20 protein-coding genes are annotated in these 18,583 nt (G+C 68.1%); 8 read left to right on the top strand and 12 right to left on the bottom strand.

Features of this window, described 5'->3' with window-relative positions:
- Nucleotides 1-4 precede the first annotated feature (4 nt).
- Nucleotides 5-433 carry an HIT family protein gene (locus M9917_RS19020; RefSeq protein ID WP_297256324.1) on the top strand — a complete coding sequence of 143 codons (429 nt, stop codon included), beginning with the start codon at nucleotides 5-7 and terminating at the stop codon, nucleotides 431-433.
- A 7-nt stretch (nucleotides 434-440) separates the two neighbouring features.
- Here the strand turns inward: M9917_RS19020 and M9917_RS19015 are convergent, their stop codons facing one another.
- From M9917_RS19015 to clpS, 3 genes are read right to left on the bottom strand one after another with little or no spacing between them, the layout of a single operon-like run.
- Nucleotides 441-737: a hypothetical protein gene (locus tag M9917_RS19015; RefSeq protein WP_297256323.1), complete on the bottom strand. Its 297-nt coding sequence runs from the start codon at nucleotides 735-737 to the stop codon at nucleotides 441-443.
- Nucleotides 738-742: 5 nt separating this feature from the next.
- The gene (clpA, locus tag M9917_RS19010) at nucleotides 743-3,253 is read right to left on the bottom strand and encodes an ATP-dependent Clp protease ATP-binding subunit ClpA (protein WP_297256321.1); all 2,511 of its coding nucleotides are present in this window, start codon (nucleotides 3,251-3,253) and stop codon (nucleotides 743-745) included.
- A 39-nt stretch (nucleotides 3,254-3,292) separates the two neighbouring features.
- Nucleotides 3,293-3,634 carry an ATP-dependent Clp protease adapter ClpS gene (gene clpS, locus M9917_RS19005; RefSeq protein ID WP_297256320.1) on the bottom strand — a complete coding sequence of 114 codons (342 nt, stop codon included), beginning with the start codon at nucleotides 3,632-3,634 and terminating at the stop codon, nucleotides 3,293-3,295.
- Between the two features lie 235 nt (nucleotides 3,635-3,869).
- Here clpS and kdsA point away from each other — a divergent pair, with 235 nt between their 5' ends.
- Nucleotides 3,870-4,742 carry a 3-deoxy-8-phosphooctulonate synthase gene (kdsA, locus tag M9917_RS19000; RefSeq protein ID WP_297256318.1) on the top strand — a complete coding sequence of 291 codons (873 nt, stop codon included), beginning with the start codon at nucleotides 3,870-3,872 and terminating at the stop codon, nucleotides 4,740-4,742.
- Complete coding sequence (locus tag M9917_RS18995) at nucleotides 4,735-5,928, top strand: MFS transporter (protein ID WP_297256316.1); 1,194 nt, start codon at nucleotides 4,735-4,737, stop codon at nucleotides 5,926-5,928. Before kdsA ends, M9917_RS18995 begins: the two co-directional genes overlap by 8 nt.
- Before the next feature lie 6 nt (nucleotides 5,929-5,934).
- On the opposite strand, the gene queF is transcribed toward M9917_RS18995, so the two are convergent.
- A complete protein-coding gene (queF, locus tag M9917_RS18990; RefSeq protein ID WP_297256315.1) occupies nucleotides 5,935-6,390 on the bottom strand; it encodes a preQ(1) synthase in 456 nt (151 codons plus the stop codon).
- 175 nt (nucleotides 6,391-6,565) lie between these two features.
- Between queF and M9917_RS18985 the strand changes: the two genes are divergently transcribed.
- The 3 genes from M9917_RS18985 (at nucleotide 6,566) to M9917_RS18975 (ending at nucleotide 9,498) form a co-directional block, all read left to right on the top strand.
- Nucleotides 6,566-6,889 (top strand): hypothetical protein, encoded by a 324-nt coding sequence (locus M9917_RS18985; RefSeq protein WP_297256312.1) that lies wholly within the window; start codon nucleotides 6,566-6,568, stop codon nucleotides 6,887-6,889.
- A 270-nt stretch (nucleotides 6,890-7,159) separates the two neighbouring features.
- A complete protein-coding gene (eno, locus tag M9917_RS18980) occupies nucleotides 7,160-8,443 on the top strand; it encodes a phosphopyruvate hydratase (protein WP_297256310.1) in 1,284 nt (427 codons plus the stop codon).
- Between the two features lie 86 nt (nucleotides 8,444-8,529).
- Entirely contained in the window at nucleotides 8,530-9,498 is a 969-nt protein-coding gene (locus tag M9917_RS18975) for a DMT family transporter (protein WP_297256309.1), read from the top strand.
- Here M9917_RS18975 and tgt read toward each other — a convergent pair.
- The 3 genes from tgt to M9917_RS18960 are packed head-to-tail and all read right to left on the bottom strand — an operon-like array spanning nucleotide 9,452 to nucleotide 11,731.
- Nucleotides 9,452-10,606 (bottom strand): tRNA guanosine(34) transglycosylase Tgt, encoded by a 1,155-nt coding sequence (gene tgt, locus M9917_RS18970; protein WP_297256307.1) that lies wholly within the window; start codon nucleotides 10,604-10,606, stop codon nucleotides 9,452-9,454. The two genes, M9917_RS18975 and tgt, sit on opposite strands and share 47 nt — an antisense overlap.
- Nucleotides 10,607-10,654: 48 nt before the next feature.
- Nucleotides 10,655-11,011, bottom strand: a complete 357-nt coding sequence (locus M9917_RS18965) for an ArsC family reductase (RefSeq protein ID WP_297256306.1) — start codon at nucleotides 11,009-11,011, stop codon at nucleotides 10,655-10,657.
- 12 nt (nucleotides 11,012-11,023) lie between these two features.
- Nucleotides 11,024-11,731: a glutathione S-transferase N-terminal domain-containing protein gene (locus M9917_RS18960; RefSeq protein ID WP_297256305.1), complete on the bottom strand. Its 708-nt coding sequence runs from the start codon at nucleotides 11,729-11,731 to the stop codon at nucleotides 11,024-11,026.
- Nucleotides 11,732-12,180: 449 nt separating this feature from the next.
- Here M9917_RS18960 and M9917_RS18955 point away from each other — a divergent pair, with 449 nt between their 5' ends.
- Both M9917_RS18955 and trmFO read left to right on the top strand, forming a co-directional pair.
- Nucleotides 12,181-12,333, top strand: coding sequence for a DUF1127 domain-containing protein (locus M9917_RS18955; RefSeq protein WP_297256302.1), 153 nt, complete (start codon nucleotides 12,181-12,183; stop codon nucleotides 12,331-12,333).
- 188 nt (nucleotides 12,334-12,521) lie between these two features.
- On the top strand, nucleotides 12,522-13,991 hold the full coding sequence (gene trmFO / locus M9917_RS18950) for a methylenetetrahydrofolate--tRNA-(uracil(54)-C(5))-methyltransferase (FADH(2)-oxidizing) TrmFO (RefSeq protein WP_297256300.1): 1,470 nt from the start codon (nucleotides 12,522-12,524) through the stop codon (nucleotides 13,989-13,991).
- On the opposite strand, the gene M9917_RS18945 is transcribed toward trmFO, so the two are convergent.
- The 5 genes from M9917_RS18945 to yajC all read right to left on the bottom strand — a co-directional run bounded on the left by M9917_RS18945 (nucleotide 13,933) and on the right by yajC (nucleotide 18,327).
- On the bottom strand, nucleotides 13,933-14,820 hold the full coding sequence (locus M9917_RS18945) for a phytoene/squalene synthase family protein (protein WP_297256298.1): 888 nt from the start codon (nucleotides 14,818-14,820) through the stop codon (nucleotides 13,933-13,935). The two genes, trmFO and M9917_RS18945, sit on opposite strands and share 59 nt — an antisense overlap.
- Before the next feature lie 182 nt (nucleotides 14,821-15,002).
- The gene (locus M9917_RS18940; protein WP_297256296.1) at nucleotides 15,003-15,380 is read right to left on the bottom strand and encodes an Mth938-like domain-containing protein; all 378 of its coding nucleotides are present in this window, start codon (nucleotides 15,378-15,380) and stop codon (nucleotides 15,003-15,005) included.
- Between the two features lie 6 nt (nucleotides 15,381-15,386).
- Nucleotides 15,387-16,346 (bottom strand): protein translocase subunit SecF, encoded by a 960-nt coding sequence (gene secF, locus M9917_RS18935; protein ID WP_297257128.1) that lies wholly within the window; start codon nucleotides 16,344-16,346, stop codon nucleotides 15,387-15,389.
- 33 nt (nucleotides 16,347-16,379) lie between these two features.
- Nucleotides 16,380-17,990, bottom strand: a complete 1,611-nt coding sequence (gene secD / locus M9917_RS18930) for a protein translocase subunit SecD (RefSeq protein WP_297256294.1) — start codon at nucleotides 17,988-17,990, stop codon at nucleotides 16,380-16,382.
- Nucleotides 17,991-18,051: 61 nt separating this feature from the next.
- Nucleotides 18,052-18,327 (bottom strand): preprotein translocase subunit YajC, encoded by a 276-nt coding sequence (yajC, locus tag M9917_RS18925; RefSeq protein ID WP_297257127.1) that lies wholly within the window; start codon nucleotides 18,325-18,327, stop codon nucleotides 18,052-18,054.
- Nucleotides 18,328-18,583: the final 256 nt, after the last annotated feature.

The raw sequence follows: 18,583 nt of genomic DNA, 5'->3' as shown, positions 1-18,583 counted from the left end.
CGCCATGACCGCCTACGACCCGTCCAACGTCTTCGCCAAGATCCTGCGCGGCGAATTGCCCTCCCACACCGTCTACGAGGACGCCGAGACGCTGGCGATCATGGACATCATGCCGCGCGCCGACGGCCATGTGCTGGTGATCCCGAAGGCGCCCTGCCGCAACGTCCTCGACGCGCCCGCCGATGCGCTCAAGGCCGTGGCGCTGACGACGCAGAAGCTGGCACGGGCCGTCAAGGCTGCCTTCGCCGCCGAGGGCGTCACCATCCAGCAGTTCAACGAGGCTGCCGGCGGGCAGGTCGTGTTCCACCTGCATGTCCATGTCATGCCGCGCTTCGAGGGCGTGGCCTTGCGCCCGCATACCGGCGCGATGGAGAAAAACGAGGTGCTCGCCGACCATGCCGAGAAGATCCGCGAGGCCCTGAAAAGAACCTGAGCGCGCCTCAGCCCTTGCCGCCCTTCATCGCCATGGCGATCAGCTCGTTGCCGAAGTCGATCACCTCCTTCGGAATGCCGCCGACGGCCTGCACGCCGAGATAGATCAGGTAGACGAAGGCCGGCACCAGGATCCAGCCCAGCACCTCTTCGAAAACCTTGCGGCGGCGCCGGCGGCGGTCGCGCTTCTCGAACCAGCCGAGCTTTTCCTTGGGCGGACGGGCAGCCACCTTCTTAGCCGGGGCCTCTGCCAGCACCTCGCCGCTCTCGGCGGCGAGGCTTGCGGATTTCCGTTTGAACAACACGCTCCTTACGCCTTCGTCAGCGGAACCTTGGGTACGGTACGGACGGCCTTGGCCGAGGCCTTCGGCGCGTCGCCCGCGGGCCCGCCGCCCTTGGGCGCCCGGCGCGGCGGCGCCTTGGCGGCCTTGGCGGCGGTCTTGGCGCGCGGCTTCGGCGTGCGCCTGGCGGTCGCGGCCTCGACATCCTTCTCCGGCTTCGGCTTGACCGGCCCATCCGGGAATTCGAGGCCGAGAACCTTGATGCCGGTCTCGGAATGCACGACCACCACCTTGACGGCCCCGCCGTTCTTGAGGCGCCCGAACAGCACCTCGTCGGCGAGCGGGGTCTTGATCGTCTGCTGGATCAGCCGCGCCATGGGCCTGGCGCCCATCGCCTCGTCATAGCCGTTCTCGACCAGCCATTCGCGCGCCTCCTCCGTCAGCTCGATGGTGACGTTGCGGTCGGCGAGCTGGGCCTCGAGCTGGAGCACGAACTTGTCGACGACGCGCGCGACCACAGTCTTCGGCAGATGCCCGAAGGAGATCACCGAATCGAGCCGGTTGCGGAATTCCGGCGCGAACAGCTTGTTGATCGCCTCGGTATCGTCGCCCTCGCGCTTGGTGCGGGTGAAGCCGAAGGCGTTGCGGGCCATGTCGGCGGCGCCGGCATTGGTGGTCATGATCAGGATGACGTTGCGGAAATCGACCTGCTTGCCGTTGTTGTCGGTCAGCTTGCCGTGGTCCATCACCTGCAGGAGGATGTTGAACAGGTCGGGATGGGCCTTCTCGATCTCGTCGAGCAGGAGCACGCAATGCGGATGCTGGTCGATCTGGTCGGTCAGGAGCCCGCCCTGGTCGAAGCCGACATAGCCCGGCGGCGCGCCGATCAGCCGCGAGACGGTGTGGCGCTCCATGTATTCCGACATGTCGAAGCGGATCAGCTCGACGCCGAGCGAGGAGGCGAGCTGGCGGGCGACCTCCGTCTTGCCGACGCCGGTCGGGCCGGCGAAGAGATAGCAGCCGATCGGCTTCTCGCCGTCGCGCAGGCCGGCGCGGGCGAGCTTGATCGAGGAGGACAGCGCCTCGATCGCCTTCTCCTGCCCGTAGACGGTGCGCTTCAGCGTGGTCTCGAGATTGCGCAGCACCTCGGCGTCGTCCTTGGAGACGGTCTTGGCCGGGATGCGCGCCATGGTCGCGATCGCCGCCTCGATCTCCTTGACGCCGATCGTCTTCTTGCGCTTGGACTCGGTCACCAGCATCTGCGAGGCGCCGGTCTCGTCGATCACGTCGATCGCCTTGTCCGGCAGCTTGCGATCGTGGATGTAGCGGGCCGAGAGCTCCACCGCCGCCTTGATGGCGTCGTTGGTATAGCGCAGCTTGTGGAACTCCTCGAAATAGGGCTTCAGCCCTTTGAGGATTTCGATCGTGTCCGGCACCGAGGGCTCGTTGACGTCGATCTTCTGGAAGCGGCGCACCAGCGCCCGGTCCTTCTCGAAATACTGGCGGTATTCCTTGTAGGTGGTCGAGCCGATGCAGCGCAGCGTGCCCGAGGCGAGCGCGGGCTTGAGCAGGTTCGAGGCGTCCATCGCCCCGCCGGAGGTCGCGCCGGCGCCGATCACCGTATGGATCTCGTCGATGAACATGATCGCCTTGGGGTGCTGCTCGATCTCCTTCATCACCTGCTTGAGGCGCTCCTCGAAATCGCCGCGATAGCGCGTGCCGGCGAGCAGCGTGCCCATGTCGAGCGAGAAGACGGTGGCGTCCTGGAGCACCTCGGGCACCTCGCCGCGGGTGATCTTGAGGGCGAGCCCCTCGGCGATCGCGGTCTTGCCGACGCCGGGCTCGCCGACGAGCAGCGGGTTGTTCTTCTGGCGGCGGCACAGGATCTGGATGGTGCGCTGCACCTCGGCCTCGCGGCCGATCAGCGGATCGATGCGCCCGTCCCTCGCCTTTCGATTCAGGTTCACGCAGTAAGCATCGAGCGCGCTTTCCTTTTTCTTCTTGTCCTTGTCCTCGGCATTGCCCGGCTCGGCGCGCTGCTCGCGCTGCGGCTCGGCCTCGTCCTCGGCGCCGCGCACCGGCCGGTTCTCGCCGGCGCCGGGGCGCTTGGCGATGCCGTGGCTGATGTAGTTGACCGCGTCGTAGCGGGTCATGTCCTGCTCCTGCAGGAAATAGGCGGCGTGGCTCTCGCGCTCGGCGAACATCGCGACCAGCACGTTCGCCCCGGTCACCTCCTCGCGGCCCGAGGACTGGACATGGATCACCGCGCGCTGGATCACGCGCTGGAAGCCGGCGGTGGGCTTGGAATCGTCGCGCCCGTCGGTGACGAGGTTGGTCAGTTCCGCGTCGATATAGTCGACGAGGTTGCGCCTGAGCAGGTCGAGATCGACGCTGCAGGCGCGCATCACGGCGGCCGCGTCCTGGTCGTCGACCAAGGCCAGCAGCAGGTGTTCGAGGGTGGCGTATTCGTGACGGCGCTCATTGGCCAGAGCCAGAGCCCGGTGAAGCGCCTGTTCGAGGCTGCGCGAGAAACTCGGCAAGGGGCGCGCTCCTATCTGTTGCGGGGCGTTGCGGGCTGACTACTTCTTCTCCATCACGCATTGCAGCGGATGCATGTGCTTGCGCGCCAGGTCCATGACGAGCGTGACCTTGGTCTCGGCGACCTCATAGGTAAAGACGCCGCATTCGCCGACGCCGTTCTGATGCACATGCATCATGATCCGCGTGGCTTCGGCACGGTCCTTGTTGAAGAACCGCTCCAGAACGTGAACGACGAACTCCATCGGGGTGTAGTCGTCGTTGAGCAGCAGGACGCGATAGAGATTGGGCTTGCGCGTCCGCGTGCGGGTGAGCACGGCCGTGCCGGTGCCGTCGCGCCCGCCATCGGCCGGCGGCGGCGCGCGCTTGGGGCGATCGGCCATGACCGGCCGGCCGCCGCCAGCGTGCGGCCAAGCCCGCGATACCTTGCCCTGGCCCGACCCCGTCATTCCCGTCCACGCCGTATCCATCGATCCCGCATCGTCACCCGAGATAGTGCTTCGCCCGCGAATTTACAGACCTCGCCCCTGCTTCGCCAGCCCGTTCGCAACCGTCCCGGCTTGACCGGGCCGGGCCGGCGGACATAAGCCCGGCAGCCCGCTCGACAAGGACGCCGCCATGACCCCCAACGCCATCGTGACCATCGGGGAGGATCTCGCCCGGCCCGTGCGCTTCGGCAACAGCCTGCCGCTTTCGCTGATCGCCGGCCCCTGCCAGATGGAAAGCCGCGCGCATGCCCTCGAATGCGCGCTGGCGCTGAAGGAGATCGCGGCGGCGCTCGACATCGGCCTCGTCTTCAAGGCCTCCTTCGACAAGGCCAACCGCACCAGCGTCAAAGGCGCGCGCGGCGTCGGCCTCAAAGCGGCGCTGCCGGTCTTCGCCGAGATCCGCGAACGCACCGGCCTGCCGGTCCTCACCGACGTGCACGACGCCGGCCAGTGCGCCCCCGTCGCCGAGGTCGTCGACGTGCTCCAGATCCCGGCCTTCCTCTGCCGGCAGACCGACCTCCTCGTCGCCGCAGCCGCGACCGGGCGCGTCGTCAACGTCAAGAAGGGCCAGTTCCTCGCGCCCTGGGACATGGTCAACGTCGCGGCGAAGGTGACCGAGAGCGGCAATCCGAACGTGATGCTGACCGAGCGCGGCGCCTCCTTCGGCTACAACACGCTCATCTCCGACATGCGCAGCCTGCCGATCATGGCGGGAATCGGCGCACCCGTGATCTTCGACGCCACTCATTCGGTGCAGCAGCCCGGCGGCAAGGGCGCCTCGACCGGCGGGCAGCGCGAATTCGTGGCCGTGCTGGCGCGGGCGGCGGTCGCCGTCGGCGTCGCGGGCCTGTTCATCGAGACCCATCCCGACCCCGACAACGCGCCCTCGGACGGGCCCAACATGGTGCCGCTCGCCGCGTTCCGAGGGCTGATCGCTCAGTTGCAGGGCTTCGACCGCCTGGCCAAGTCGCAGACCGCGGCGGCTGCGGTCGCCCATGTCTGAACCCGTCCGGGCGCCGGCCGAGAGCCTCACGACCCTGGTCGTGATTCTCGGGCTGTGCGGCTTCTCCTCGGCCTTCACCATGCGGCTGATCGACCCGCTGGTGCCGACGCTCGCCGGCGAGTTCGGCGAAAGCATCCCGCGGATCGCCTTGCTGGTGACGGCGTTCTCCGGCTTCTACGCGCTCGGCCAGCCCTTCCTCGGCCCGATCGCCGATTCGGTCGGCAAGCTGCGCAGCATCACGGCCTGCCTCGTCGCGCTTTGCCTGTTCTCGCTGCTCGCGGTCTTCGCGACCGGGTTCTGGTCGCTGCTCATCCTGCGCGCCGCCAGTGGAATCGTCGCCGGCGGCGTCAATCCGGCGGCGCTCGCCACGATCGGCGACCGGGCGCCGATGTCCGAGCGGCAGATCATGCTCAGCCGCTACCTCGTCATCATGATCGTCGGCCAGATGGCGGGCGCTACCTTTTCGGGGGTGATCGCCGACCATATCGGCTGGCGCGCCGTCATGGGCGTCGCCGCGCTTCTCGCCGCGGGCGGGGCGCTGCTGGTCCGGCTCACGCTGAAGCCGCGCCCCGATCCGGCACGCGCGCCGCTCAGCCTCGCCGGCGCGCTGGCGGGCTACCGGGCGGTCTTCTCCAATCCGAGCAGCAAGCTGATCTATGCGCTGATCATGATCGAGGGCACCCTCGCCTTCGGGGTGCAACCCTTCATCGCCGCGATCCTCGACGAGCGCTCCGGCGTCGGCGCCTCCGAGGCCGGGCTCGTCATCGGCGCGATGGGGCTCGGCGGCGTCGTCTACGGCGTGCTGATCCGCCCCCTCGTCGAGCGGATCGGGCCGCGCCAGATGATCCGGCTCGGCGGGCTTACCGTGGCGGCGGGCTATTTCGCCTTCATGCTGCCGGGGCCGTGGTGGTCCGCGGTCGGCATCTTCCTGATCATGGGTTTCGGCCTTTTCCTCCTGCACGGCACCTTCCAGGCCCAGGCGACGGAACTCGCGCCGACGGCGCGCGGCTCGGCCATGGCCCTGTTCGCCTGCTTCTTCTTCATGGGCCACGCCAGCGGGCCGCTGGTCATGGGCCCGTTGCTGCAGGCGCTCGGCCCGCAGGCGGCGCTCGCCATCTTCGGCGTCGCCGTCGGCGTGCTCGGCCTCGTCGCGCCGCGCCTGCTGCGGCTGGGCGCGCCGGGCTGAAGGCCGTCAGCGCCCGCGATAGGGCGCCACCCCCTGGTCCGGCAGCCACAGCCCCTCCGGCGGCGCGGCCGTCTGCCAGAACACGTCGATCGGGATGCCGCCGCGCGGATACCAGTACCCGCCGATGCGCAGCCAGTCCGGCTCGAGCAGGTTGACCAGCGTCTTGCCGATCGAGACGGTGCAATCCTCGTGGAAGGCGCCGTGGTTGCGGAAGGCGCCGAGATAGAGCTTCAGCGATTTCGACTCCACCAGCCAGCGGCCCGGCAGATAATCGATGACCAGGATGCCGAAATCGGGCTGGCCGGTGACCGGGCACAGCGAGGTGAATTCCGGGCAGGTGAAGCGGGCGAGATAACGCGTGCCGGCATGGGGGTTGGGCACGCGGTCGAGCCGCGCCTCCTCCGGCGAGGCCGGCAGGGCGCTCATCCGGCCGAGTTGCAAGGTCGAGGCGTCGATGGTCATGGCATGCTCCTGCATTCGGGCGCGGTTCTAGAACACCTGCGGCCTATCTGTGAACCGTCGCCGCCCGCCCGATCGGATTTCCCTAAATATGTCACGGTTTTCCATACGCTTGCTTGCAAGGGCTGGAGGCAGGATCCCGTTCGATCTCCCGGGACGGAACAGTCGACAGAACGCGATGGTCATTGCCGGAATATTGTTCCCGATCGGCTTCCTGATCGGCCTCAACCGCGGCTATCCGGCGATCGTCCTGGCGAGCGCATTGGTCACGCTCGTCGTTTTCCCGGCCTGGTTGATCCGCGGGGAACTCGGCCTTTTCACCATCCTCGTCTGGGCAGGCTATCTCTTCGCGCTGCAGGCCGGCTTTCTGCTCGGCGGCTATTGCGGCCTGCCCGCGCCGGACGCGGACCTACCAGAACCAGACCGGGCGCCCCGCCAGGAAACAAAGCCCCGCCCACCACAGGACGGTCAGGCCGGACCAGAACAGGACAGCGGCAAGTGACGGACGGCGGCGGCCGGGCATGGTCTGGATCATGATCGTTCCCCGTTGGGACGAAGCGTCTTGAACGATCCGGTGATCCGCAAGCCCCGCGCCAGCGGGGGGCTTTCCCCGCGGCGGGCGGTTGGCTAGATCATCGCGCGTCCTACCGGACGCGGTAACGATGATCTATCTCATTGTCGGAGCATCGGATTTTTCCGAAAAGTGGATTCCACTTTTCGGTCCGATGCTCTAGAAGCGCCGGATCCATTCCGCCTCCTCCGGAGCCAGGCCATGACCGCGATCATCGACATCATCGGACGCCAGATCCTCGATTCCCGTGGCAATCCGACCGTGGAGGTCGATGTCGTGCTGGAAGACGGCTCGATGGGCCGCGCCGCGGTGCCCTCCGGCGCCTCGACCGGTGCGCATGAGGCGGTGGAGCTGCGCGACGGCGACAAGAGCCGCTATCTCGGCAAGGGCGTGCTCAAGGCGGTGGAATCGGTCAACATCGCGATCGCCGAGGCGATCGTCGCGATGGACGCCGAGGACCAGACCGCGATCGACCAGACCATGATCGAGCTCGACGGCACGCCCAACAAATCCAAGCTCGGCGCCAACGCCATCCTCGGCGTCTCGCTCGCCGTCGCGAAGGCCGCGGCCGAGGCCTCGGGCCTGCCGCTCTACCGCTATGTCGGCGGCACCTCGGCGCGCGTCCTGCCCGTGCCGATGATGAACATCGTCAATGGCGGGGCGCATGCCGACAACCCGATCGATTTCCAGGAATTCATGGTGATGCCGATCGGCGCGGCCTCCTTCGCCGAAGGACTGCGCATGGGCGCGGAGATCTTCCACACCCTGAAGAAGAAGCTCCACGACGCCGGCCACAACACCAATGTCGGCGACGAGGGCGGCTTCGCCCCGAACATCAAATCGGCCGAGGCCGCGCTCGACTTCGTCATGCAGGCGATCGAGACCGCCGGCTACAAGCCGGGCGAGGACGTGGCGCTGGCGCTCGACTGCGCCGCGACCGAGTTCTTCAAGGACGGGTCTTACGTCTATGCCGGCGAGCGCAAGACGCGCGATCCCAAGGCGCAGGCGAAATACCTCGCCAAGCTCGTCGGCAGCTACCCGATCGTCTCGATCGAGGACGGCATGTCCGAGGACGACTGGGAGGGCTGGAAAGCGCTGACCGATCTCGTCGGCGCCAAGTGCCAGCTCGTCGGCGACGACCTCTTCGTCACCAATGTCGAGCGGCTGTCGCGTGGCATCAAGGGCAGGACGGCGAACTCGATCCTGGTCAAGGTCAACCAGATCGGCTCGCTGACCGAGACGCTCGCCGCCGTCGATATGGCGCAGCGCGCCGGCTATACTGCCGTGATGTCGCACCGCTCCGGCGAGACCGAGGACGCGACCATCGCCGATCTCGCGGTCGCGACCAATTGCGGGCAGATCAAGACCGGCTCGCTCGCCCGCTCCGACCGGACGGCGAAGTACAACCAGCTCCTGCGCATCGAGGAGGAGCTCGGCTCACAGGCCGTCTATGCCGGCCGCGGCGCGCTGAAGGCGCTGGCCTGAGCCTTGCCGCGCGCGCCTGCGCAACGCGCGGGCGCCATGCGCGCCGGCCCGTAACCGGGCCGGCCAGTCGCCGCTAGACAGGGGCCATGGATCAGATCGCCCCTGCCCCCATGCTCGGGACGGATGCCGGGACGCGCCGTCGCAAGCGCCTCGCGGTCATGGCGATGCTGCTCGCCGTGGTGATCTACGGCTCCAATTTCGTCGTCAGCCGCCATGCCCTCCTGAACGGGCTGAACACCCACGACCTGATTGCGCTGCGCTTCGCCATCGCCGGGCCCCTGCTGCTGCCGGTCTTCCTGCGGCGGGGGCTTTCCTCCTGCGGCGGCGTCGGCTGGAGGCGCGGTTTCTGGCTGACGCTGAGCAGCGGCTTCCCGATGCCCTATCTGATGTTTATGGGGCTTGCCCTCGCACCCGCTGCGCATGGCGCCACCATCGGGCCGGGCGTCGTGACCCTGACCGGCATCGTCGGCTCGGTGGTGCTGTTCGGCGCGGCCCTGACCGGGCGGCTCGTCACCGGCATCGCCGGCGTGCTCGCCGGCCTTGCCTGCCTCGGCATCGCCGGCAGCGCCGGGGCGACCGCCATGACGCTGCGCGGGGATCTTTTCTTCCTCAGCGTCGGCCTGCTCTGGGGCTTCTATCCGCTGATGGTCCAGCTCTGGCGGATCGACGGGCTCATCGCGACGGCCATCGTCTCGGTCCTGTCGCTCATCTACCTGCCGGTCTATTTCCTGTTCTATTTCCGTGGCTTCGACATCGCGCCATGGTGGGTGCTCGCCTTGCACGGCATCAACCAGGGCGTGCTCAACGTCATCGTCGGCCTCTGGGCCTGGGGCTGGGCGGCGCATGTGCTGGGGCCGGGCGTGGTCGGACGCTTTCCGCCGCTGATCCCGGTCACCGGCACGCTGCTCGCCATTCCGGTGCTGGGCGAGATCCCCTCCTCGCTCCAGCTCGCCGGCGTCATGCTGATCATCGCCGGCCTGGTCGTGGCCTCATGGCGCCGGCCGGCGCTCAGGCCGGCTCGCCCCGCTGCCAGCCTGCTTGCGTCTCGGCGATGAAATCGGCGAGCCGCCCGGCCGCGATGGCCGCGCGCAGGCCCGCCATCAGCTCCTGATAATAAGCGAGGTTCACCCAGGTCAGCAGCATCTTGCCGAGCATCTCCTCGGCCTTGACGAGATGGTGCAGATAGGCCCGCGACCAGCTATTCGCCGCCGGGCAGGCGGATTGCGGATCGATCGGGCGCGGATCCTCGGCGTGCTTCGCGTTCTTGAGGTTCATCCGGCCGAAGCGGGTGAAGACCTGGCCATGGCGGCCGGCCCGCGTCGGCATCACGCAATCGAACATGTCGATGCCGCGCGCCACCGCCTTCACGATGTCGTCCGGCGTGCCGACGCCCATCAGATAGCGCGGCTTCTCCCGCGGCAGATGCGGCTCGACCGTCTCGATCATCGCCAGCATGACATCCTGCGGCTCGCCGACGGCGAGCCCGCCGACGGCATAGCCCTTGAGGTCCATCGCGGCGAGCGCGCGCGCGCTCTCGACACGCAGATGCGGCACCTCCCCGCCCTGCACGATGCCGAACAGCGCCCGCCCCGGATGCTCGCCGAATGCCGCCTTGCAGCGCTCGGCCCAGCGCAGCGACAGCCGCATCGCCTTCTCCGCGACCTTCTCCTCGCAGGGCAGCGCCACGCATTCGTCGAGCTGCATGACGATGTCGGAGCCGAGCAGGTTCTGGATCTCGACCGAGCGTTCCGGAGTCAGCACATGCTTCGCCCCGTCGATATGGGAGCGGAAGGTCACGCCCTCCTCGCCGAGCTTCCTGAGCTGCGACAGCGACATCACCTGGAAGCCGCCGGAATCGGTCAGGATCGGGTGCGGCCAGTTCATGAATCTGTGCAGGCCGCCGAGCCTGGCGATCCGCTCGGCGCCCGGCCGCAGCATCAGGTGATAGGTGTTGCCGAGCACGACATCGGCGCCGAGCGCCCGCACCTGATCGGGATACATGCCCTTGACGGTCGCGGCGGTGCCGACCGGCATGAAGGCCGGCGTGCGGATGACGCCGCGCGGCATCCTTATCTCGCCGGTGCGGGCGGCGCCGTCGCGGGCGGCGACATGGAAGGCGAATGCGGCCGGCGCGGCCGCGTCGAGCTGGGGTTGAGCGGTCATGCCCAGCGAGGTAGATCAGCGCACCGGTTTAGGGAAGAGGCGCGGAGCTCACCCCTTCGCCAGCGCCGCCTCGTAGATCTCCGGCTTGAAGCCGACGATCGTGCGGCCCCTGCCGAGGTCGAGCAACGGCCGCTTGATCATCGCGGGCTGCGCCAGCATCAGCGCGATCGCCTTTGCCGCGTCGAGCCCCTGCTTTTCGGCGTCCGGCAGCGCGCGGAAGGTCGTGCCGGCGCGGTTCAGCACCGTCTCCCAGCCATGCTCCTCGACCCAGCGCTCCAGGCAGGCCCTGTCGATCCCGCCGACCTTGTAGTCGTGGAACGCAAAGGCCACGCCGTGGCCGTCGAGCCAGGCGCGCGCCTTCTTCATCGTGTCGCAGTTCCTGATGCCGTAGATCGTGATCGCCATGGCGCGCGCTCCTCAGCCCGGCCGCTTCGGGCTGTCGAGGCCGCGCTGCACCGCCGGGCGCGACAGCCCGCGCTCCAGCCAGGCCGGGACATGGCTGAGCCTCGCATAGTCGACGAGCTCGCCCGCACCGTAGAAGCCGACGAGGTTGCGCACCCAGCCGAGGATCGCGATGTCGGCGATGCTGTAGTCGTCGCCCATGATCCAGGCGCGGTGAGCCAGCCTGTCCTCCAGCACGCCGAGCAGGCGCCTGCTCTCGTTGGCGTAGCGGTCGCGCGGGCGCTTGTCCTCGTATTCGCGGCCGGCGAACTTATGGAAGAAGCCGAGCTGGCCGAACATCGGGCCGATCGCCGCCATCTGGAAAAACACCCATTGGATGGTCTCGTAGCGGGCTGCCGGGTCCTTCGGCAGAAGCCGGCCGGTCTTCTCGGCGAGATAGAGCAGGATCGCGCCCGATTCCCACAGGCCGAGGGGCTTACCGCCCGGGCCGTCCGGATCGATGATCGCCGGGATCTTGCCGTTGGGGTTGAGCGACAGGAATTCCGGCCCCCAGGTCTCGTTCTTGCCGATGTCGATCAGGTGCGGCTCGTAGGGGAGTTCCAGCTCCTCCAGCGCGATCGAGACCTTCACGCCGTTGGGGGTCGGCAGCGAATAGAGCTGGATGCGGTCGGGGTGGCGGGCGGGCCAGCGCCGCGTGATCGGAAAGGCGGAGAGATCGGCCATGACGGGCTCCGGCTGAATCGGATTGAGCTTCGGGCTGGAACGATAGACCCGGCCGCGCCCAAAGCAACGGCCCGGCGCGAACCCGCGGGCGCTGCCGGCGTCGGGAAAGCCCCGGAACGGGGGCGACCCCGCAGCCCGGCGCGCAGGTCGGCTAGTTAGCAGGTGCAGCATGCCTGATCGGAAGCCATAGCGACGCACCATCCATACAAAACGCCCATACTGCCTAAATTGCAGGCATCAGTTTCCTCATCTTTGCCGCAAGCCTTACGTTCAGCGCAGGACGATCCGGCAAAAATAAGTGAAATCTTAACTTGTCATGCATTGGAAGCATATCAGAGCTGAACCTGTGCACCTGCCGGAAGCGGGCAGGCCGGTTTATATGCAGTGCACAACGAAATTGTCGCTGTGGGCACCGCCCCGGTCCGGAATATCCGCCAAGGAAGACTGCCATGTTCGTCACCATGATCGCCGCCAAGATCCGCGCCTATCTCCGCTATCGCGAGACCGTTCGCGAGCTCTCCCGCCTGAGCGACCGCGAGCTCGACGATCTCGGCCTGTCGCGCGCGGAGATCGCCTTCGTCGCGCGCAGCCACGCGGCCTGAAGCCACCGCGACCAGAACCGGCCCGTAAAAGGCGCGCCGTGTTCCGAATCGGTTCTCCCGGGTTCGTGACCTCCCCTCCCCTCGAACCACGGTCGAAGAGCGAATGCCCGCCTCACGGCGGGCATTTTGCGTTTCAGGGCCGCCCGAGCCCTTGACCTGAAAGCGGGCCTGCGGACACATCCCCCGCCATGAAGCCTGCATCCCTCAATCCCGTCCATGTCATCGGCGGCGGCCTCGCCGGCTCCGAGGCCGCCTGGCAGGTCGCCGAGGCCGGCGTCCCGGTCGTCATCCACGAGATGCGCCCCGTTCGCGCCACCGACGCCCACAAGACCGAGGCGCTGGCGGAGCTCGTCTGCTCGAACTCCTTCCGCTCCGACGATTCCTCCGGCAATGCCGTCGGCCAGCTGCATTGGGAGATGCGCCGCCTGGGCTCGCTGATCATGGCCAAGGGCGATGCCCATCAGGTGCCGGCGGGCGGCGCGCTCGCGGTCGACCGCGACGGCTTCTCGCAAGCCGTAACCGCCGCTCTCGAGGCCCATCCGCTCGTCAGCATCGAACGCGGCGAGATCGCGGGCCTGCCCCCGGCCGCGTGGGACAACGTCATCGTCGCCACCGGCCCGCTGACCTCGCCGGGCCTCGCCCAGGGCCTGCAGGCGCTGACGGGGGAGGATTCGCTCGCCTTCTTCGACGCCATCGCCCCGATCGTCCATGTCGATTCGATCGACATGGAGACGGCCTGGTTCCAGTCGCGCTACGACAAGGCGGGGCCCGGCGGCACCGGCGCCGACTACATCAACTGCCCGCTGACCAAAGACCAGTACGAGGCCTTCATCGACGCGCTGCTTTCAGCCGAGAAGACCGAATTCAAGGAATGGGAAGGCACGCCCTATTTCGACGGCTGCCTGCCGATCGAGGTGATGGCCGAGCGCGGCCGCGAGACCCTGCGCTGGGGGCCGATGAAGCCCGTCGGCCTGACCAACCGGCACAACCCGACCGTGAAGCCTCATGCCGTGGTGCAGCTGCGCCAGGACAACGCGCTCGGCACGCTGTTCAACATGACCGGCTTCCAGACCAAGCTGAAATATGGCGAGCAGGCCGCGATCTTCCGGATGATCCCCGGCTTGCAGAACGCCGAGTTCGCCCGGCTCGGCGGCATCCACCGCAACACCTATCTGAATTCGCCGAAGCTGCTCGATGATCTCCTCAGGCTGAAGGCCGATCCGCGCCTCAGATTCGCCGGGCAGATCACCGGCTGCGAGGGCTATGTCGAGAGCGCCGCGACCGGCCTCCTCGCTGGGCGCATGGCCGCCGCCGCGCGGCTGGGCCGCGCGCTGCCCCTGCCGCCGGCGACGACGGCGCTGGGCGCGCTGGTCAACCACATCACCGGCGGCCACATCGAGACCATCGACGAGGGGCCGCGCTCCTTCCAGCCGATGAACATCAATTTCGGGCTGTTCCCGCCGATCGCGGGCGTGGCGACGACCGGCCCCGACGGCAAGCGCCTGAAGGGCCCCGCCAGGAGCATCGCCCGCAAGCAGGCGCTGACGGCGCGCGCGAAAGAAGCGATGGACGCATGGGCGCGTAGCGTCGCGGCGGAGATCACCCCCGCCGCGCCGCCCGCCACAGGATCCATTGCCGGCGCCAGCCCGGCAGGGTGATGATGGTGCGGTAGGGGTCGTAGCCCTTGACCTCCATCCGCTTCAGATAGGGCTCCACCAGCGCGACCGGGAGGAAGGCTGGCCTTAAGCCGGAAGGGATCGTCTCGCCGAGGCTCACGAGCTTCGTGAGATGCCCGCGCGCGATCCCGCGCAGCTCCTTCAGCGTATAGAGCACGCCGGGCCCCCCGCGCCCGCGTACGATGTCGTCGCGGGTCACCCCGTTGCGGGCGAGGATATCGGCCGGCAGATAGACCTGTCCCTCGGCCGCGTGCCAGGGAAAGGCGCGCATCAGCCCGGTCAGCGCATAGGCGACGCCGGCATGGCCGCAGGCCGCCGCCCCGCCGGGATCGCGCCCGCCGGCGAGCACGATGCAGGCAAGCCGGATCACCGCGCTCGCCGTCTCCCCGGCATAGCCCTCCAGATCGCGCAGCGACGGCATCGGATCGTCGTAGAGGTCGAAGATGCGCGCATCGATCAGCGCCGTCAGCGGCGCGACAGGCAGGCGGTAGCGGCGCACCGTGTCGATCAGCGCGGCGGCGACCGGGTGCCCCTGCGCCTCGGCCGTCGGCTGGCCTTCGAGCAGGTCGCGCCACCATTGCAGCCTGACCTCGCCCGGCAGCGGCTCGCTGACCAGCGCCCGCACGCGCGCGATCTCGAGGCTGAAGGCATAAAGCGCATAGAGCGCGGCGCGGCGATCCTCGGGCGCGTAGAGCCCGGCGATGTAGCGGTCGGGATCCTGCTCGCGGACGATGTCCGCGCAATGGGCATAAGCCTCCGGCAGGCGCGCCGGCGCCGTTTGCCTGCGATCGTCGGTATCGGTCTGCGGCATCGTCCCGCCTCGGGCCGCCCTCATGCGGCCGCCTTCAGTCTAGGGCAAGCACCTCGGCCCCGCTACACCTGCCCGGCATGGCTGGCATCCGGAGCTACTCGCCTTTACGAAAATACGTTGTCATTCCGGGGCTTCGCTTAAGCGAAGAACCCGGAATGACAATGATCAAGCGTCAAAAGCGGCTAATCGACCGCGATCAAGGCCGCCGCCACCCGCCGATCCTCGCCGACGAGGACGTTATAGGTGCGTGCCGCCGGCCCCGTCGCCATGCCCTCGACCGTGATCCCCGCCTGCTTCAGCCGATCACGCAGGGCGGGCGGAATGAAGGCGATCTCCGGCCCCGTCCCGATCAGCAGGAAATCGATCGTCCCGGCCTCGTCGATGACCGGCTTCAGGCTCTCGATCGTCACATGCGCAAACTGCGTCACCGGCCAGATGCGGATGCCGGCCGGCGTCGCGATGATCGAGCCGCGGTGGCTCATCCCGGCGAAGCGGAAGCCGCCGGCGCCGATCGCGTCGAGCGGAAAGCGGCCGGGGACGAAGCCCTCGAAGCGCGCCACCCGCGCTCAGGCTTTCGCCTTGGCGGCCGAAGCCTTGGCGCGCGCCGCCTCCTGCGCCTCCTCGCGGGCGCCGGCGGAGCGGACGTCCATGTAGAGCAGCACCGGCGTCGAGATGAACATCGCCGAATAGGTGCAGACCACCACGCCGAACAGCATGACCAGCGCGAAGCCCTCGATCGCCGTGCCGCCGAACAGCACGAGCGCCAGCAGCGACAGGAAGGTCGTGGTCGCCGTCATCGCCGTGCGCGAGAGCGTCGAGTTGACCGAGAGGTCGAGCAGCTCGGCGATCGGCATGGTCTTGTAGCGGCGCAACAGCTCGCGGGTGCGGTCGAACACCACGACGGTCTCGTTCAGCGAGTAGCCGACGATGGTCAGGATCGCCGCGATCGAGGTCAGGTTGAATTCGAGCTGCGTGATCAGGAAGAAGCCGATGGTCAGCACGATGTCGTGCAGCGTGCCGATGATCGCGCCGATCGCCAGCGGCATCTCGAAGCGGAACCACAGATAGATCAGCACGCCGACGATCGCGAGCACGACGCCGAGCGTGCCGGCCTGCACCAGTTCGCCGGAGACGCGCGGACCGACCGTCTCGACGCGGCGGAACTCATAGTTCGCCGCGAAGGCGTCGCGCGCCTTGACCACGACCGCCTGCTGCGCGGTCTCGCCGCCCGGCTGCATGCCGAAGCGCATCGAGACCTCGCCGGCGGTGCCGAATTCCTGCACCTCCGCCTCGCCGAAGCCCAGCCCGTTGGCGGTGTGACGGATCTGGGCGATGTCGACGCTGCCCGCCTTCGACTGCATCTCGATCAGCGTGCCGCCCTTGAAGTCGATGCCGAAATTCAGGCCGACCGTCAGGAACAGCACGAGCACGAGGATCGAATAGGCCGCCGACAGCGGATAGCTGAAGCGGCGGAACCAGACGAATCTGAAACGGGTGTTGTCGGGAACGATGCGAAGCAGGCGCATGCGCATGGCCGATCTCCTGAAGGGCTGGCTGCGTCAGAACGGGAGGTGCTTGGGCTTGGTCCAGCGATACCAGAGCGCGATCAGCATCCTGGTCAGCGTCACCGCCGTGATGACGGTGGTGAGGATGCCGAGGATGAAGACGACCGCGAAGCCGCGCACCGGGCCGGAGCCGAGCGAGAACAGCGCCACCGCCGCGATCAGCATGGTGACGTTGGAGTCGATGATCGTGGCGAAGGCGCGCTGGAAGCCGGCCTCCAGCGCCGAGACCAGGCTGCGGCCCTGATGCTCCTCCTCGCGCATGCGCTCGTAGATCAGCACGTTCGAATCGACCGCCGTGCCGATGGTCAGGACGATGCCGGCGATGCCGGGCAGCGTCATCGTCGCGCCGAGGAAGGACATCAGGCCGAAGATCAGCCCGACATGGACGATGAGCGCGATGCTCGCGATGATGCCGAAGATGCCGTAGGTGGCGAGCATGTAGAGCACGACCAGCACGGTCGCGATCAGGGTCGCCATCTTGCCGGCCTGGATCGAATCGGCGCCGAGGCCGGGGCCGACGGTGCGCTCCTCGACGATGGTCATCTTGGCCGGCAGCGCGCCGGCGCGCAGCAGGATCGCCAGGTTGTTGACCTGCTCGACGGTGAAGTTGCCCGAGATCTGGCCCGAGCCGCCCGTGATCGGCGACTGGATCACCGGCGAGGAGATCACCTTGTTGTCGAGCACGATCGCCAGCGGCCGGCCGAGATTCTCGGTGGTGATCTGGCCGAAGCGCTGGGCGCCGCGGATGTTGAAGCGGAAGTTCACGATCGGCTGGCCCGAGCGCGAATCGAAGGCCGGCTGCGCGTCGATCAGGTCGGCGCCGTCGACCGAGGGCTGGCGCGCCACGGGCACCGGCTGGCCGCCGGCGTCCTGCGAGGGCAGCATGTCGATGTCGGCGCTGTTGGCGTCGCCGAGGAGGCGGAATTCGAGCTTGGCGGTGTCGCCGAGGATCTGCTTCAGGCGCTGCGGGTCCTGCAGGCCCGGCACCTGCACCAGGATGCGGTCGAGGCCCTGGCGCTGGATGTTCGGCTCGGTCGTGCCGAGCGCGTCGACGCGCCGGCGCAGCACCTCCATCGCCTGCTCGACGGCGCGGCGGATGCGCTCGTTCGAGCCGGCTTCCGTCACGGTGAGCTGGATCAGCCCGTCGGGCTGGTCGGCGATGGCGATCGACTGGTTGCCCGCGGAGCCGAAGGCGCTGAGCGCGCCGATCGGCTGGGCGAGCTCGCGCAGCTTGGGCAGGACGCGCGCCCGCTCGGCCGCGTCGGGGATGCGCACCTGCACGCCGCGCGGCGTCGTCTGGATGCCGCCCTGGATGCCGATGCGCTCCTCGCGCAGGATGCGGCGGACATCGTCACGCAGCTGGACGATCTGGCTGCGCACCAGCTCGGCCCGGTCGATCTCGAGCAGGACGTGCGAGCCGCCTTGCAGGTCGAGGCCGAGCACCACCGCATGGATCGGCAGGAAGGCGCGGGGAATCCACGCGGGCGCGTTGGTTTCGATCGCCCTGCGCGTCTCCGGCGAGAGCAGGTTCGGCACGGCGAGCCCGCAGCCGATGATCAGCACGAGCAGGACGAGGATGACCTTGCGGGCCTGGAGACGAAGCATCTTGCGTGAACAGCCTTGTTGTCGTGGCTCGAGGCCCGCGCAGGCGCGGGCCGCCGCATTCTCAGTTCTTGACCGGCTCGCCCTTGGAGCGGACGTCCTGAATCATGCCGCGCACGACGCGCACGCGCACGCCGTCGGCGATCTCGGCTTCCAGCTCGGCATCGTCGATGACCTTCGAGACCTTCGCGATCAGGCCGCCCGAGATGATGACGGTGTCGCCGCGGCGCACGTTCTTGATCATCTCCTGATGGGTCTTGGCCCGGCGCTGCTGCGGCCGGATGATCAGGAACCACATGATGACGAAGATCAGCAGGAACGGCACAAGCTGGATCAGCATGTCGGAGCCGCCGCCGGCTCCGGTCGCCTGGGCGAATGCGGGGGTGATCACGAAAGCACTCCTCTGCTACGGCGGCGGCGCGCCGCCGGCCACAGGCCGTTAGGTGAAAAGACGTCAGGCCAAAGCGATCGCCCGGCCGGAAAATCGCGCGGACTATAGCCAGCAACGCCGTGAAATCAATCGCAGATGCCCGGTTTCCCGCAAGCGCTCCTCACCTATGGCCTGGCCGCCCTTCGCGCAATGCCCTTCATGCATG

This window comes from Bosea sp. (in: a-proteobacteria), assembly GCF_023953965.1.
GTDB lineage: Bacteria > Pseudomonadota > Alphaproteobacteria > Rhizobiales > Beijerinckiaceae > Allobosea.
The sequence above is the reverse complement of the archived record's forward strand: the minus strand, read 5'-3'. Positions and strand labels throughout refer to the sequence as shown.

Coding starts and splice junctions, on each gene's coding strand:
- queF (WP_297256315.1), bottom strand. CDS start 6,390: ATGACCATCGACGCCTCGACCTTGCAACTCGGCCGGATGAGCGCCCTG.
- trmFO (WP_297256300.1), top strand. CDS start 12,522: ATGAAGCCTGCATCCCTCAATCCCGTCCATGTCATCGGCGGCGGCCTC.
- M9917_RS18955 (WP_297256302.1), top strand. CDS start 12,181: ATGTTCGTCACCATGATCGCCGCCAAGATCCGCGCCTATCTCCGCTAT.
- secF (WP_297257128.1), bottom strand. CDS start 16,346: ATGCGCCTGCTTCGCATCGTTCCCGACAACACCCGTTTCAGATTCGTC.
- M9917_RS18960 (WP_297256305.1), bottom strand. CDS start 11,731: ATGGCCGATCTCTCCGCCTTTCCGATCACGCGGCGCTGGCCCGCCCGC.
- yajC (WP_297257127.1), bottom strand. CDS start 18,327: ATGCTGATCCAGCTTGTGCCGTTCCTGCTGATCTTCGTCATCATGTGG.
- M9917_RS18965 (WP_297256306.1), bottom strand. CDS start 11,011: ATGGCGATCACGATCTACGGCATCAGGAACTGCGACACGATGAAGAAG.
- M9917_RS18975 (WP_297256309.1), top strand. CDS start 8,530: ATGGATCAGATCGCCCCTGCCCCCATGCTCGGGACGGATGCCGGGACG.
- M9917_RS18985 (WP_297256312.1), top strand. CDS start 6,566: ATGGTCATTGCCGGAATATTGTTCCCGATCGGCTTCCTGATCGGCCTC.
- M9917_RS19020 (WP_297256324.1), top strand. CDS start 5: ATGACCGCCTACGACCCGTCCAACGTCTTCGCCAAGATCCTGCGCGGC.
- kdsA (WP_297256318.1), top strand. CDS start 3,870: ATGACCCCCAACGCCATCGTGACCATCGGGGAGGATCTCGCCCGGCCC.
- eno (WP_297256310.1), top strand. CDS start 7,160: ATGACCGCGATCATCGACATCATCGGACGCCAGATCCTCGATTCCCGT.
- M9917_RS18945 (WP_297256298.1), bottom strand. CDS start 14,820: ATGCCGCAGACCGATACCGACGATCGCAGGCAAACGGCGCCGGCGCGC.
- clpS (WP_297256320.1), bottom strand. CDS start 3,634: ATGGCCGATCGCCCCAAGCGCGCGCCGCCGCCGGCCGATGGCGGGCGC.
- tgt (WP_297256307.1), bottom strand. CDS start 10,606: ATGACCGCTCAACCCCAGCTCGACGCGGCCGCGCCGGCCGCATTCGCC.
- M9917_RS18995 (WP_297256316.1), top strand. CDS start 4,735: ATGTCTGAACCCGTCCGGGCGCCGGCCGAGAGCCTCACGACCCTGGTC.
- secD (WP_297256294.1), bottom strand. CDS start 17,990: ATGCTTCGTCTCCAGGCCCGCAAGGTCATCCTCGTCCTGCTCGTGCTG.